This window comes from Rhodococcus sp. MSC1_016 (assembly GCF_023667485.2).
Classification (GTDB): Bacteria; Actinomycetota; Actinomycetes; order Mycobacteriales; family Mycobacteriaceae; genus Rhodococcus_F; species Rhodococcus_F oxybenzonivorans.
Map to the genome: position 1 here is coordinate 680,362 of NZ_JAMOZI020000002.1, position 15,188 is coordinate 695,549.

The 15,188-nt window shown below is 63.6% G+C and carries 13 protein-coding genes; 4 read left to right on the forward strand and 9 right to left on the reverse strand.

Annotation, left to right across the window (positions count from 1 at the left end; translation table 11 throughout):
• The first annotated feature begins 45 nt into the window (after window positions 1–45).
• Window positions 46–1,593, forward strand: coding sequence for an IS21 family transposase (gene istA / locus L1080_RS35460; protein WP_250774699.1), 1,548 nt, complete (start codon window positions 46–48; stop codon window positions 1,591–1,593).
• A 54-nt stretch (window positions 1,594–1,647) separates the two neighbouring features.
• Window positions 1,648–2,412 carry an IS21-like element helper ATPase IstB gene (istB, locus tag L1080_RS35465; protein ID WP_250774708.1) on the forward strand — a complete coding sequence of 255 codons (765 nt, stop codon included), beginning with the start codon at window positions 1,648–1,650 and terminating at the stop codon, window positions 2,410–2,412.
• 782 nt (window positions 2,413–3,194) lie between these two features.
• Here istB and L1080_RS35470 read toward each other — a convergent pair.
• The 7 genes from L1080_RS35470 to L1080_RS35500 form a co-directional block, all read right to left on the reverse strand.
• Complete coding sequence (locus L1080_RS35470; protein WP_250774710.1) at window positions 3,195–3,512, reverse strand: DUF4286 family protein; 318 nt, start codon at window positions 3,510–3,512, stop codon at window positions 3,195–3,197.
• A gap of 99 nt (window positions 3,513–3,611) precedes the next feature.
• Window positions 3,612–4,520 carry a TIGR03619 family F420-dependent LLM class oxidoreductase gene (locus L1080_RS35475; protein WP_250774712.1) on the reverse strand — a complete coding sequence of 303 codons (909 nt, stop codon included), beginning with the start codon at window positions 4,518–4,520 and terminating at the stop codon, window positions 3,612–3,614.
• 17 nt (window positions 4,521–4,537) lie between these two features.
• On the reverse strand, window positions 4,538–5,041 hold the full coding sequence (locus L1080_RS35480; protein ID WP_250774723.1) for an aromatic-ring-hydroxylating dioxygenase subunit beta: 504 nt from the start codon (window positions 5,039–5,041) through the stop codon (window positions 4,538–4,540).
• Window positions 5,038–6,732 carry an aromatic ring-hydroxylating oxygenase subunit alpha gene (locus L1080_RS35485; protein WP_250774726.1) on the reverse strand — a complete coding sequence of 565 codons (1,695 nt, stop codon included), beginning with the start codon at window positions 6,730–6,732 and terminating at the stop codon, window positions 5,038–5,040. Before L1080_RS35485 ends, L1080_RS35480 begins: the two co-directional genes overlap by 4 nt.
• Window positions 6,733–7,047: 315 nt before the next feature.
• Window positions 7,048–8,589, reverse strand: coding sequence for an AMP-binding protein (locus tag L1080_RS35490; RefSeq protein ID WP_250774728.1), 1,542 nt, complete (start codon window positions 8,587–8,589; stop codon window positions 7,048–7,050).
• 36 nt (window positions 8,590–8,625) lie between these two features.
• Complete coding sequence (locus tag L1080_RS35495; protein ID WP_250774730.1) at window positions 8,626–9,819, reverse strand: acyl-CoA dehydrogenase family protein; 1,194 nt, start codon at window positions 9,817–9,819, stop codon at window positions 8,626–8,628.
• 40 nt (window positions 9,820–9,859) lie between these two features.
• Window positions 9,860–10,954: an acyl-CoA dehydrogenase family protein gene (locus L1080_RS35500; protein WP_250774733.1), complete on the reverse strand. Its 1,095-nt coding sequence runs from the start codon at window positions 10,952–10,954 to the stop codon at window positions 9,860–9,862.
• Between the two features lie 343 nt (window positions 10,955–11,297).
• Between L1080_RS35500 and L1080_RS35505 the strand changes: the two genes are divergently transcribed.
• Window positions 11,298–12,077: an alpha/beta fold hydrolase gene (locus L1080_RS35505; protein WP_250774742.1), complete on the forward strand. Its 780-nt coding sequence runs from the start codon at window positions 11,298–11,300 to the stop codon at window positions 12,075–12,077.
• Between the two features lie 86 nt (window positions 12,078–12,163).
• Here L1080_RS35505 and L1080_RS35510 read toward each other — a convergent pair whose 3' ends face one another.
• Together L1080_RS35510 and L1080_RS35515 are read right to left on the reverse strand one after the other, a co-directional pair.
• Window positions 12,164–13,231 (reverse strand): DODA-type extradiol aromatic ring-opening family dioxygenase, encoded by a 1,068-nt coding sequence (locus L1080_RS35510; protein WP_250774744.1) that lies wholly within the window; start codon window positions 13,229–13,231, stop codon window positions 12,164–12,166.
• 64 nt (window positions 13,232–13,295) lie between these two features.
• Window positions 13,296–14,171 (reverse strand): enoyl-CoA hydratase-related protein, encoded by an 876-nt coding sequence (locus L1080_RS35515; RefSeq protein ID WP_250774746.1) that lies wholly within the window; start codon window positions 14,169–14,171, stop codon window positions 13,296–13,298.
• Between the two features lie 159 nt (window positions 14,172–14,330).
• On the opposite strand from L1080_RS35515, the gene L1080_RS35520 reads away from it, so the two are divergent.
• Window positions 14,331–15,176, forward strand: coding sequence for an alpha/beta fold hydrolase (locus L1080_RS35520; protein WP_250774748.1), 846 nt, complete (start codon window positions 14,331–14,333; stop codon window positions 15,174–15,176).
• Window positions 15,177–15,188: the final 12 nt, after the last annotated feature.

Consider the following 15,188-nt stretch of genomic DNA (forward strand, 5'->3'; position numbering starts at 1 on the left):
AACGGCCCGGGAAGGGGCCTGACGGTGGCAAGGAGAACGTGGACGATGATCGATCTGATGGAGTTGTTCCGGCATTGGCATGCCGGCCGGTCCCAGGTGCAGATCTCGACGGCCCTGGGGATCGACCGCAAGACGATCCGGAAATACCTGGCACCCGCGTTGGCGGCGGGGTTGGAGCCCGGCGAGGGCGGGAAGTTCGACGAGGCGCTATGGCGGGAGCTGATCTCGGGATGGTTTCCGGAGGTCGGCGACCCGGCGGCGCGGGCGGTGACGTGGCCGGCGATCGCCGCGCACCACGACTGGATCGACGGGCAGTTGAAGGCGTCGGTGACGGTAGCGACGATCGCGCAACGCCTGCGTGACGACCACGGTGTCGCGGTGTCCGAGTCAACGGTACGACGTTATGTGGCAGCGCAATTCGCCGAGGATGCGGCGGAGTCGAAGGTGACGGTGCCCCGGGGTGCGGTCCCGCCCGGCGATGAGGCACAGGTGGATTACGGCAAGCTCGGCATGTGGCGCGATCCGGCCACCGATCGTCGGGTGGCGGTGTGGGCGTTCGCGATGATCCTGACCTGCTCACGGATGCTGTTCGTCCAGCCGGTGCTGCGGATGGACCAGTCCTCGTGGTGCGCCTCGCACGTCGCGGCATTCGAGTTCTTCGGCGGTGTCCCCGCCCGGATGGTGTGCGACAACCTCAAAACCGGGGTTGACCGGCCGGACCTGTACGACCCGAAGTCAGGCAGCGCCTATGCCGAGCTCGCCGCGTTCTACGGGCTGTTGATCGACCCCGCCCGTGCCGGCAAACCCAAGGACAAACCGCGGATCGAGCGGCCGATGCCCTATATCCGCGACTCGTTCTTCAAGGGCCGCGAGTTCACCTCACTGGCGCAGATGCAGGACGCCGCCCTGGCCTGGTGCATCGACGTCTACGGCCGGCACCAGCACCGCGGCCTCGACGGCGCCCAACCTGCGGCGATCTTTGATGCCATCGAAAGGCACCGTCTCGCACCACTTCCACCGCGACCATTCGAACCGGTCCTCTATCGGGTCGGGAAGGTCGCCCCAGACTGCCACGTCAAGGCCGGCAAGGCCCTGTATTCGGTGCCCTGGCGGCTGATCGGCCAGCAGGTGTCGGTCCGCACCAGCGGCGACCTGGTGCAGATCTTCCACGCCGAGCAGGTGGTCGCCACCCACGTGCTGCACCTGTCGGGGCGGTCGACGAACCCCGAGCACTACCCGCCGCACAAGATCGCCTACACGCTGCAGACCGTGTCCTGGTGCCGGGCGCAGGCCGAGCAGATCGGTCCCGGTGCGGTCGCGGTGGTCGCCGAGTTATCCCAGGTCAACGCGTTGCACCGGCTGCGGGCGATTCAGGGCATCGTTCGGCTGCGGGACCGCTACGAGGATCGGCGGCTGGATGCGGCGTGCGCCCGTGCCCTCGAGGTCGGTGACCCCAGCTACCGCACCGTCAGGGGCATCCTCGCCGCCGGCACCGAGCACGACGGACAGCCTGCCCCGGCCGCCGCGCCGGCGCCGGCGTTCCTGCGCGGACCCGACGCCTTCGACGCCTTCGACGCCGAACGCACCGCCTGACCGCGACCCCGCCGCAAACTGTTCCTACAATCACGTTGAACCAGTGAGGTTCTGATGACCATTCATGATCCCAGCCTGCGGGCTGCGCTGAAGACGTTGAAGTTGACCGGGATGCTGGACACGCTCGCTGCCCGGCTCGCCCAGACCCGGGACGGGCAGCTCGGGCATCTCGAGTTCCTGCAAGTGCTGTGTGAGGACGAGATCGCCCGCCGGGAAACGGCGGCGCTGGCCCGTCGGTTGCGGCGGGCGAGGTTCGAGCAACAGGCTACCTTCGAGGACTTCGATTTCACCGCGAACCCGAAACTCCCGGCGGCGATGCTGCGGGATTTGGCCGCCCTGCGCTGGCTCGATGCCGGCGAGTCGGTCATTCTCTACGGACCCGTTGGAGTAGGCAAAACCCATGTGGCACAAGCGCTTGGCCATCATGTCGCCCGCCGTGGTGGGGACGTGCGGTTCGTCAAGTGCTCCCGCATGCTTGCCGATCTCGCCGGTGGCCATGCCGATCGCACGATCGGTCAGCGGATGCGAGAATACACCCGGCCGTTGGTGTTGATCATCGATGATTTCGCGATGCGCGAGCACACCACCACCCAGTCCGACGACCTCTACGACCTGGTCTCGGACCGGGCGATCACCGGCAAGCCCCTCATTTTGACCAGCAACCGCGCCCCGAAGGACTGGTACCCGCTATTCCCGAACCCGGTCGTCGCCGAGTCCCTCCTCGACCGGCTCATCAACACCAGCCATCAAACCCTCATGGACGGACCTTCCTACCGACCCCGAAAACGACCCGGACACCGCACCGCCAGCGCAACTTGATCCGCACCCCGCCCGCTCGGGTTACCCTCGACTCAGCACGCCCGAGCATGGGGAATTACGTGAAGGACACCCCTGGGGAATTACGTGACGGTCGACACACCGGCACTGTAGGGCACGGTCAGCCCGTTCCTGACCGCAGCGTGGTCGGTTTCGAGGCCGAGGCCGAGGACGAAGCGATGCAAGTGCGGGATGATCATGCCGAGACAGCAGACATCCACGAGTTCATCGTGCACCAAGGCGTTCAATGATCATCTCCGCAAACGAAGCGACATGTCCTGCGGTGGCTTCGAGGCGTCGACCACTGGCGAGGGCCTTGCTGCCGCCTGATCTGCTCGTCGGCGGTGAGCGTGTCTTCGATGACGCAATATCCATGAGGTTATTCGCCGCACGTCCGGCACTTCGGTGTGGACGGTGGTGCTGCCCCTATTCTGCGGAACGGGCGAAGGCAATCGCGGACGGAGTCGGGTGAACGAAGGGTTCGACCGGGCATGCGTGGAGAAGCGGCGACAATGCCGGCGGCATGCGTCGGAGCACGCCCTGCCCAGGCTTCGCTCGCCCAGGGATTACTGGTCCGAGGGAAGCCGCGCGGTATGGCCCGGTGCCCGCCCCACCGGTGTTGACGTGCACAGTGCAGATCCTAAACGACGCAGTCTGCGGTGACCGATCCTTACCACGTCCCTGCTCGGTGACCTGGTGGGCTGCGGTCGGGGTGAGTATGTTCTTGCCCCGCAGACGCCCGTACAGATGCTTGCATCTGCACGGGCGTAACTCTTCCGCCGCGGTCAGCCGACTGTGGCCTGTTTCTTCGGGCCCATTGGCCGCAGAATGAATGCACCGGCCTCGTACGGAACGTCAGTCCGAGTCATGCTTTGGTCTAGGGCAGAGGCACGCTTCCATACCTCCGCTGTGTCCTCGGCCTCTACCGTGTAAACGGCGTAATACGCATGGGGGGCTTTGCCGGAGGCGACTTGGTATCGTTGGGCGGCCTCGAAGCCGGGGATCGAGAGGACCTCCGCAAGGTGTACGTTGTCGTACCAGTCGTTGAACTCTTCCTCCTTACCTTTCGCGGGCGTGGTTTGCGCGATCATGAAGTACTTCATTTTTTACTCCAGAGTGTGTCGGGCTGGTTTGTGTGCGCCTGAGCGTCGGTAAAGTCCCGCCGCAGTCGCGTTTGGCATCTGGCGAATGGGATCGACTCCTCAATCGCCGTCTACCGCGCGCAGTTGCTTGAGAGCACGTTCGGCGTAGTCGAGGTGGGCGTCGAGCGGACCGAGTTCCATCCAGTAGGTGACTACTCCAATATGTGTGCCGCCCAGGCTCTTCCACCGCGACGCGGTGTCGTCCATCCCGGGCAGGAAGTTCGGCCGGTTACGTGGCCACCGACCTTGTCCCTTCCTTGCAGGCGGGATCATGACGAGCTCGCTTGGAAACTGGTCCAGATCCCGATCGAATTCTTCGAGCATCGTGCGGAGAACCAGTTGCCTTGGCTCGATCTCGTCGATCATGCCGGCGAAGGTAAAGCCATCGCCAATCCGAGCTCCGCGTCGCAGAGCGGCGTCGGCGTACCCGCCAGTCCAAATGGGAATCGGTCGGTCCGGCCGAGGATGGATCCCGGCCCGGTCGACCGTCTCGTCCCCGACGGACCCGGTGATGACCTCCTCGGACCATAGCTGACGCATCAGTTTGATCTGTTCGTCCATGCGCTTGCCCCGCCGGTCAAAGCGCTGGTTGAGTGCCTGATACTCGACCGGGTTCCAGCCGATTCCCGCGCCGATTCGTAGGCGATTCCCGGACAAGGTGGCCACGTTGGCGGCCTGCTTCGCTGCGAGCACGGTCTGGCGTTGTGGAAGGATGAGCACGCTTGTGGCGAACTCGATCGTGGAGCTGACCGCGGCCATGTAGGTAGTGAGGACGAACGGATCAAACCAGGCGTCGGTCTCGTTGTAGGGCCCCCACATCGGAGCGTCGCGATCATGAGGGGCGCCGAGGACATGGTCGCCGTGCAGGATGTAGTCGTATCCCATGGCCTCGACCGCCAGGGTGAATTCGCGTACCACCTCAGGGGTGGAGGGCAGCTCCGTGGACGGGAAGAAGATTCCCTTCTTCATAAAGATTCCCTTCTTCGTCACAAGATGAAGCTCACCTTGCCGTGCGGTCGTAGAGCCTCGAGGTCGAGCACAGATTTGCGGACGCGGAATTTCAGCTCGCCAGATTCCGTGCGGACCAACTGGTGCTGATAGCGACCGACGTAGACATCGGACACGCCGCTCCGGAACCGGTAGATGGCGAAGTTCGCGATGACGTCAACCGTATCGCCGGACGAAAATGCCCGGACGTTGGTGATGAGGCGACGGGTACGCGAATGCGGGTACTCGGCGTGAGCCGCGCGAGTCTGCAGAGAATTCACCCGCTGCTCTAGCAGGAATCGGTCATCCTGAACCAGGAACAGATCCGTGTTCGGATCGCCGTCGCGGTTTACCGTTGATGGGACCAGATACTGGCCTTCGGGCAAGAACAGGTCAAGCCACTCGTGCAGACGCCACTCGTCGAGAAGATCTGCGTCGCTGTAGAGGAACTGCTCGATCTCCGCGATCAACGCAAGGTCGACGGTACTGGTGGTCATGCTCATGCCCGGGACTCCATCGCTGTGTCGGTGCGGCGTCCGGTGAAGGTGCCGTCCAAGGGTTCGTGTGGTTCCGTGGGCAATACCTCGCCGGTTACGATCTCGTTCCACTTCCGCCACCAAGTGCGCATTTGGAATTCGTCCGTCGCTGCCGTCACCGGTTTGTGCATGCCGCGGGAGATGTCGGACCACGGGAGCTCCTCCGCGGAGGCGAAGGCTCGCTGGCAGCTTTCGAGTGCTTCGACGTCATCTGGTGTAGCTAGACCCCCGGGACCCCAGAAGGTGAGGAAGTTGTCCAGGCGTTGCTTGCGTAGCTCCGGAGTTTCGTCCGGGGGGACCAGCTGCCAGGAGGAGACCTCCATGTAGTCCGGCGCCACCGGATCGATCTTACGGATGATCACGCCCATGACGAGGTCGATGATGACGAGGTTGGGGAAGATGACCAGGTTGCGGGCGCCCCGGATGCGGTCCACCCAGGCGTCGCCGTAGGCCTCACGGAATGCGGCGAACCGCTGCTCGCGTTCGCGTTCGCCCTCATCGGATAAGGGACGACCGAAGAGGCCGGCGGTCGTGGCGGCGCCCGCGGTCACTGCGTGCCCGTTGCCGAGGTCGACCGCCCGGGTTTCGCCCAACGCTTTGGGGTCGAGGGACCCTCGGGCAGCCAGCACCATGGTCAGATAGCGCTGATGAGCCGAGGTCGTGTGGTAGGCGTCGTAGCTGTTCTCGACCAGCAACTTCCAGTTCGCTTTGACCGAGTACTCGTGGCTGCCGGGCAATACTTCCATACCAGCCAGGGACTGGTCGGCAACCAGATCGATGTACTCCGTCGCACCTGCCAAGTAAGTTCTGAGGTCAACGATGTCAGGATCAAAGCTCACGAACACGAAGCCCCGATAGGAATCCACGTGCGACGGTGCGGCGAGCCCCGGGCGAATGAAGTTCTCACCATAAGACGCGTCGTCGGGCACCGAGACGAGCTCGCCGCGGTTGCTAAAGCTCCATCCGTGATACATGCACGTCATGAACTTGCCGTTGCCCTGTGGTTCGCGACACAGGGTCGCACCGCGGTGCGGGCACGAGTTGATCCACACCTGGATCTCCCCCTGCGCGTCGCGGGAGAAGATCACTGGCCGGCCACCGACATTGCGGGTAAGGAAATCGTTGGGTTTGCGCAACTCGGTCTCATGGCCTAAGTACAGCCACGAATGGTTAAAAATCTTTCCGCGCTCCTCGGCGAAGACTTGCGGATCGACCATGGCCTTTCGGTTCACCCTGAATCGCGGTGTTGTCCGGTCATCATCTACGTATTCGGACACGGATACGCCTCCACTCTGTAGGACAGGCACCATGCGTGCCCGTTGCATCAGCTGCCAACGACGATCGCGGTTCATCGGCGCAGGCGCATCAAGATGTTCCGGCCGATGGAAAAACGGTGCCGCAGCTTTGCGGGACGTCGGATGGGTTCGCTTTGGCGTTTTCGCGAGAAGACGCCGGCTTCGTGCATGGCGTAGATGGTCTGGGAGCTCACGAGAACGAATTGCCGGAGGGGAACCCCATGAAAGATGTGGAATACGTCCGTAGCCGAGGTGCCTGAGCGCAAAATCCTGTCGACCGTCCACGAATATCGCAAGAAGAGCTACGAACATCACCGTCGACAGTGAAGGCCGGTAGTGACCGCCCCCGACGATCGGCTGCACACGTTCCGCATCTTGCGCATCGATTCGAATATCCTTCAGTTGCTGACCTTGAGGGAGATGATCGACGCCTGGCGGCCGAGGTCCACGCATCCTCACCACCAATGCGCGGAGGTGCGCTAAGGGTGGCACGCGAAACCCGTCCAGGGGCAGGTCGGGGGTTCGGAAATCGTGAGAACTCGGCCCGCTGGATACGCAGTTCCACTGTGCATTCACCCCAGCGGGCCGAAGCAGACTTCCTGCTGATTGCAGGGGCACCGTTGTAGAGCCGGATTACCTTCGACGGACAGCGGAGCGCCAAGAGAGTCCGGCGCAGGGTCAGTCGGATGTCAAGAGCGCGAGGCGAATGTCGGTTTTGAGTACTTTGCCCACTTTCGACCTCGGAAGGTCATACCAGACATGGATGTTCTTCGGTGTCTTGACACTTCCGACGAGCGCTTTGACGTGCGCGGTGATTTCGGCGACGTCCACTGTGGCACCCTCGGCGGGCTGCACCACCGCAACGACGCGCTCGCCCCACTTGTCGTCGGGGAGACCCACTACTGCTGCCTCGAGGACTGAGGGATGTTTCATCAGCGCCTGCTCGACCTCGACCGAATAGACATTGAAGCCTCCGGTGATGATCATGTCCTTGGCTCGGTCGACGATGAACAGATAGTTGTCCTCGTCGAGGTAGCCGATATCGCCGGTGTGGTGCCATCCGAACTTCGAGGCGTCGGCGGTGGCCTCCGGGTTCTTGTAGTAGCCCGTCATCACGAGGGGGCCGCGAACGACGATCTCGCCGGTTTCGCCCTGAGGAAGGAGCATGCCGTCCTTGCCCATGATTGCCACTGTCGTCAACGGTGTTGGGTGGCCGGCGGAGGCGAAGCGGGAGAGAGCTTTGGCATCCGATGCGTCGAAATGATCGCGGGGTGCCATGGTCGAGATCATCATCGGCGCCTCAGATTGGCCGAACAGCTGCGCCATGACGGGTCCGAAAGTGTCGATCGCTTCGCTCAGCCGGGTGGGTGAGATCGGCGCGGCGCCGTACCAGAAGCACTGAAGTGACGAGTAGTCCGTCGTGTGTGCTGTCGGGTCGGTCAGCGCCATGTAGATCAGGGTCGGCGGCAAGAATGTGTGAGTGACCCGATGTGATTCGATCAGCCTCAGGAACTGTGGCACATCCGGCTGGCGCATGATCACGATCCGCCCCCCGCGGGTCATGATCGGGAAGCAGAGCACCCCGGCGGCATGCGTGAGCGGAGCCATCGCGAGGTAGACCGGTGCGTCCTCGAACGGGTAGCTCATCAAGGTGAGCGCCGTCATGATGTCGATATTCGCCGCGCTCAGCTCCACCCCCTTGGGGGCGCCGGTGGTGCCACCGGTACCCACCAGCATCACCGTGCGCTCAGGCGTGACCGCGGCGCCGGGGTTCGTATCGGTTGGCGCCGCGGTGAGCCAGCTATGGAAGTCCACACCGAGTGTCGTCGTCGAGTCGAGGCAGACGTAGGTGGTCAGTTCCGGCAGATCCGCGGCGATCTTCTCGACCATGGGTGAGTACGTGGACTGAAAGATCAGACAACTGCAATCGAACAGCTCAAGTAGCTGCCGGTTCTCCGTCGCCTCGTTGCGCGGGTTGATCGGGCACCATATCGCGCCAGCCCTAGAGATGCCGAACACGGAGATAAAGGCGAGTGGATCGTTGCTAGACAGGATTGCCACTTTGTCACCGGGTCGAACTCCCGATGCTGCGAGGGCGCGAGCCACCTGGAAGGAGAAGTTCTGTACGTCGGCATACGTCAGTACTTCACCGTCGGTGACCAGGCAAGGGCGCGCCGGATCGATCGAGGCACCCTTGTCGAGATAGTCGATGAGGCTCATGACAATGCCTCGTGGCGGTGGGATCGGGGGGCGGTATCACGCACTAGCGGCGACCTTGCTGATCAGTCCGCGCGCGACACCGATCCGGTGGATCTGGCCGGTGCCTTCCACGATGTCGAGGAACTTGATGTCGCGGTACCACTTCTCCATGAGGTGCTCCTGCGACGATGCCTCCGGACCCATCATCTGCATCGCCCGGAACGTGACGGCCTCGAGAATCGGAAGCGCGTACCCCTTGGTGATGTGGGCGAAGGTCGCGTCGGCTTCACCGTGGTCGTGGATCCAACCGGCTCGCATGACAAGCGAACGGACTTTGCCGAGATTGTGTCGCATCTCTGCGACATCGTCGGCCAGCCTGTTGAGGCGTCGTGAGTTGTAGCCTTTGTCGTGCTCCTGCACCCAGTTCCACGCGTAATCGAGTGAGCCGCGGGCGATGCCGAGCCCCTGGGCCACGCAGTGTGGACGGGTACCGTTCATGATCGCCATGATCTGGCCGAAGTCGTTGCTGGGCAGCCGCCGGTCTTCGTCCACGCGCAGGTCGCGAAACTCGATCGTGGCCTGGGGGTACCACCGTTGACCCATCTTGTCCTCGGAGAACTTGATCGTGTGCAGCCCCTCATCCTTGCGTTCCACGATGAATGCGCGTAGCCCCTTCAGACCGCTACCGGGCTCGGTCTGCGCGAAGACCACCAGGTAGTCCGATGTGGAGCCGTGAGAGATGAACCGCTTCTGGCCATTGAGCACCCAGCCGTCACCGTCACGGACGGCGGTGGTTTTGATCTGGGACAGGTCTGAGCCACAGTGATCTTCGGTCATACAGATCGAGGTGAACTTGTACTCACCACGGACGGTGCCGTCGGCCCACCGTTCAATCTGCTCCGGCGAACCCAGCAGGCGAACCGCACGTTCGCCCAGGTTGTTACCTGGCAGACCCTGCCACCCCCAGCCGTCGCCATAGCACATCTCTTCCATCACCAGCAGTCCGAGAAGAGCGCCGCCACCCTCGAGCTTCTTCAGTAGGACCGGATCGTTGGTGTGCCCGGGCCCGGAGTAGCGGAAGTCCAACGGGCTGTGCCGGACCGGGCACTTGGCGAGCACCGCGTCCGTGTCGGCCGGGAACGCCCTGGTCTCGTCGGCCTCGCGGGCCCGTGGCCGGACCTCCGCTATCGTCCAGTCGTGGATTTCGCCCAGCAGTTGCCGGGTCTCGGGAGAAATCTGGGTAGAAAGCATTAGGCTCATCTCCTCCTGTCGGAATGAAAGTGGGGGTGGCTCAGTTGTTGCTCAACACGAGCGGGTTGAGCAAAGGATCGAAGTCGATGGCGGCAAGCAGCGCAGCGCTGCGGTAGATGCGCTCGACAGGATGATCGGTGATGACGCCATGCACGCCCATCAGTTCGATGCCCTCGCGTGAGGCATTGCGCACGAGATGGTTCGTTTGCGCTACGACTCGTGAGGTGATGAGCTCGCTGTCGTCGAGTCCCTCAGCCAGAGCGCTGAGGGCGTTGTCCCTCTGAGCCTTCGTGGATTCGATGTCCATGAACAAGTTCGCAAGGACAAATGCGACGCCCTGGAAACCGACCAGAGGCCGGCCGAAAGCGTTGCGCTGTACACCCCAGTCGGCCGCGTACCGCGTCGCGGACTCGGAGACACCGAGCACGAGCGAGGCCTGGGCGAGGCGGCACACGCTCAGGGCCTCGGCGATTGCGTCGACGCTCAGCGCCGCCTCAGGTCCGACGTGCAGGTTACTGATCTCCGCATAGGCAGCCGGGTTGACCGCCTGCAGTGAAAGCCAGCGCTCGTCATTTCCGCGGTAGCGGACCGCGGACAGGTCGTCCACCACGAAGGCTCGCAGACCACCCTCCTCATCGCGGGCGACGATGATGCCGAATTCGGCGGTACCCGCATTGGCCACAGCAGTCTTGATGCCGTTCAGGATCCAGCCGTCCTCGACCTTCCGGGCGGTGGTGTCCAGTTCCGACGGCGCGCGTCCGTAACCCTCGAAGAACAGCAGGCTCACCGGCAGTGTGGGGTCTGCCGCCAACCTGGGCAGATACCGATCTCGCTGTGTCGGCGTGCCGGAGGCCGCGATCAGCCATGCGACCTGGCGCGCAGTCAGCCAACCCAAGGTCAGAGCCGGATCGGCCCAGCCGAGCGCCTGGGCGGCCAGGCAAAACGCCAGCGGATCCTCTACGCCCGATGAGAATGCGTCGGAACCGGGCAATGACGGCAGGGACGCGAGGGTGTCCGCGAACTCGGCAGGGAGTCCACCGTCCTGCTCGGCCTTGGCCGCCAGGGGCCGGAGTCGGTCGACTGCGAGCTGCTGAAGATCGGCGCTGAGGCGCTCCTGTTCAGGATCAATAGTCATATCTATCAACGTCCATGTCCTTCCGGCGTAATTGGTATTGCGTCGACTATCGAGCAGTCGAGGTACTTGAGAGCGGACCCGTTCCATCCCACTGAACACCGGCCACGCCGACGCATGTGGCCTCCGTCACATGATTTGCCATTCGGGTGATGAGACTCGTACGCGTTCTGCGGAGCGGACCGCAACCTCCCAGCTCGGCCCGCCCGGCGCTACGTTCGGCGGTATGCAAAAAAATCAGAGCCGGTTGCTCTCGCACAGTGAGATGTCCTCCGGACCCGTGACTGGGCCCGATGGAGCCCCGGTGTATGTACACGACTTCGGAGGAAGCGGGTCCGGACTAGTGATGGCGCACGCCACTGGACTACACGGCGCAGTATGGGGTCCGCTGGCGCGCCGTCTGGACGGCTGGCACTGCCGGGCACTGGACCTCCGCGGTCACGGTGACTCGCCGGTGCCGGGCGATGACGACCTCCATTGGTCCGGATTCGGCCGAGACGTCCGAAGCGTGGTCGAGAGCGTGGGTGGACCGGTTGTCGGCGTCGGCCACTCCCTCGGCGGGGTGGCGATGCTGATGGCGGCCCTGGACGCCCCCGAGCTCTTCTCCGCCCTCGTGCTCTACGAGCCGGCGCTGCGTATGGAGACCGGTGCGCTCGACCCGGCGCTGGCGCAGATGCAGGCGTGGATGGTGAAGGGTGCCGCGAGCCGCCGCGCCCGCTTTTCCTCGCGTGCGGAGGCATTGTGCAACTACGCCGTCAAGCAACCGTTCGCCGACATTCAAGCAGAAACCCTGCACGCCTACGTGCAACACGGTTTCCGGGACACCGCCGACGGGGCCGTCGAACTGAAGTGTCTTCCCTCGGTCGAGGCCCAAATCTTCGCACGGACCCACGAGCATGACGCGGTTCGCAGTCTGCATGACCTCTCGTGTCCGGTCGTGATCGTGCGTGGTGAGGACACCGATCCGCAACAGGTCCGCAGCGCGGAGGGGCTAGCCGCCGTGCTGGCGCGTCCAGCCCGGATCTTGCCGGGCGCCGACCATTTCGGTCCGCTCGTTCAGCCGACAGCGTTCGCTGCGATCGTGCGTGACGCGGTTGGTGAGCTCGGATTGGCGACGCCGTCATAACTGTCCCGAAGTGTCGACGGACGGTGGGGGTTGTGTTTTCCGAAATGCTCCCCATCACCGTCCGCCACGGCTTTGGATACCGCAAACTATTTGAAGATCGCGAATACCTTGTTCGAATTGAGCACCTCGGTGTCGACGAACTCGCTCCACTCCAGTGTCATGCCCAGTTCGGACATGGCTCCCAGGAGGCAGAACCAGTTCAGCATCTCGTGTTGGCCGGAGGAGACTACATCGCGGGTGGTGGTGGCGTTCCAGGCGTCGTAGTCTTCGGCGACCATGGCGTCGTAGAGTGCGCGGTCGGCCTCGGTATCGGGGCGTAGATGCCAGTCCTTGTCGTGGAGGAACGCGTGCGACCAGCTGGACGACGCGACCAGCGCGACGCGCTTGCCGCTGGCCCGGACGGAACGCGCGACAGCGGCTCCCAGTTCGAAGCAGCGTTTGGGTGACGGGCCCGGGGGATCGAGATCCTCGCCGGCCTTGATGTCCGCGAATTTGGCGATGCCGCCCTTACGTGCGATGACATGCTCGCCGTAGCAGTTCACGGCGACAGGCACGATCGGGTATGGAAACTTCTGACCGAAATTCGCCCAGTCGAGGAAGACCTGGGTGTTGGCAAACGCGTGAGGGAAGTGGACACCCTTGCGCTGCTCGTAGGAGTAGGCGAGGTCTATGCCCTGCTCGCCGACGTCAGCCACCAACTGTTTGGCGAACGCGGGGTCCCCCTGCATCTGAAAAGTCAGGTCGAGGGAGTCCGCGCCCGGCGGCAGTGGCAGCTTCAGCATCTTGTTGACCGCGAACGCCTCGACTTCGGAGGTTTGGTATGCCAACACACAGAACGACGGGATGACCTCCTCACGGAAGTTCTCGTACTGGTCATCACCCCAGACGATGAGTAGGTCGGGATTGAACTCATCGAGAGCAGCCCGCGTTTTTTCGAGGCCGGCAAGGAGTTTCGCGCGGTGCTCACCGGCGGCCGCGGCGCCCTGATCGTTGGCCCACTCACGGCGTGCCTGCTCCGACCAGTTCGCCGGATTTTTGCGCTCGGCAGGGATATCCGGGTCCTTCAGGACCATCTTCATCAAGTTGGCCATGTGGGCGTCCTCGGTCGCCAACATGGGGTAGTGCGTAATGCCGATGCCAATTGCATCCGTCATCGGGGCCTCCTTGCGTGTGAGTAATACGTCATTAGAGGGCAATCGGGACGACGCCCAGTGCTGTTCAAAGGTTCGGAATGGCGTCGCGTTCGGACCCCAGGTCCGCGGGGACCGTGAATGTTCCGCCACGGCCGGGATGGGGCGGGAGGGGGCTGAACGTCGCCGGCCGCCGTTCAAGGAAGCTCATGAAGCCCTCGCGGAAGTCGCCGGCGCCGGTGGTGGCGATCAACACCTCGTCCGCGGCGCGGGCCAACGCGCTGGCGAAGTTGCCGTGACTGTCTTCCTGGAGCTGCCGCTTGATGGTCGCCATGGCCGTGGGTGCGCAGTTCGTCGCCGCATCGACCGCCCATTCCCGTGCGACAGCCATCAGATCCTCGGGGGCGACGGCCCGGTTCACCAGTCCCATCGTCGCGGCCTCTTCGGCGGTCACTGTCCGTCCGGACAGCAGAAGGTCACTGGCATGTCCCACGCCGACCAGCCGCGGTAAGGTCCACGACAAACCGCGCTCGGCCACACAACCGCGGCGGGGAAATGCTGCGGAGAGCTTCGCGCCGCGGGCTGCGAAACGAACGTCGCAGGAGATGGCCCACACCAGGCCACCACCCGCGCACGCCCCGTTGATTGCCGCTACGACGGGTTTGCGGACGCTGATCCCGAACTGCGCCATTGGGTGCGGAATCGATTCGGCCCACCCGCCGGCCTTGATGATGTCCTTGGCCATTGTCGCGTCACCGCCGACCGAGAAGCTGCGGCCGACACCGGTGATGATGATGGCCCGGACCTCGGGGTCATCATCTGCGCGGACTAGCAGTTCCTGAAAGCGCCGCTCCATGTCCAGGTTTTGGGCGTTGTGCGTCTCGGGCCGGTTGAGTGTGAGCGTTGCGACTCCGTCCTCCACCTCCCACAGCACTGTGTCACTGGCATCGTCGGTCCTGATCATGGGGGGGCCTTCCAGGTCGGTTGTAGGTGGCATGCCCCGAGTTCACACCGGCCAGCCGCCGCACTGTGTCCGCTTTTCCAGAGAGCGGAACGGTATCGAGCCGCGATCGGCCCGAGGCCGCAGTATCAGGCTGTCGATCAATGAAGAGGAGTGAGGCACGTGAAAGCCGAAGTGAAGGTGTCGAGGGTTGCCCTGGGAGACGTGGAGATCCACCTCAACGAGTCGGGTGACCCGCAGGCACCAGCGGTTCTCTTCCTGCACGGCTCGGGTCCTGGTGCGACGGGTGCCTCGAACTGGGAAGCTATCCTGTCCGATATGGGTGATGCCTACCACTGCCTCGCTCCCGATGTGCTGGGCTTCGGTAGCTCCACTCACCCGAATCCACCACCCGCCGGCCTCGGCCCGTTTACCCAGCTACGCATCGACACCATCGTTGCCCTGCTCGAGAAGCTGGGGATCGAGAAGGCGAGTGTCGTTGGCAACTCGATGGGCGGAATTTGGTCAATTGGTGCCGCGGTGCAATATCCCGAAGTCGTCGACAAGCTGGTTCTGATGGGGGCCGGCGGCGCACCGGCCGAGTTCCTCGGGCCCTCACTGCCCGGGCTGGTCAACTTCTACGAAGATCCGAGTCCTGCTGCGATGACGAAGCTGTTGACGGAGTTTCTCTACGAGCCCGCGATCCTCGGCGGAAGGCTTGAGGACATTGCGCGGGACAGGCTTCCGCAGGCGGTCCGCCCGGAGGTGGAGCGGTCGCATCGGGCGACGTTCGACCTCAGCAATCCCTGGCAGATCACCGAGGAACAACTGGCCGGGATCGAGCACGAGACCCTGCTCGTCCATGGGCGGGAAGACACCTTCGTCACGTTGGGAGGCGGTCTCTACTACTTCGAGCGCATCCCCAATGCACGTCTGTACGGAATCGGCAAATGCGGTCACTGGACACAGATCGAGCACCGCGAGCGCTTCGTTGCGGTACTTCGAGGCTTCCTTGAGGGGCGACTGTGAACTTTTCGCGCA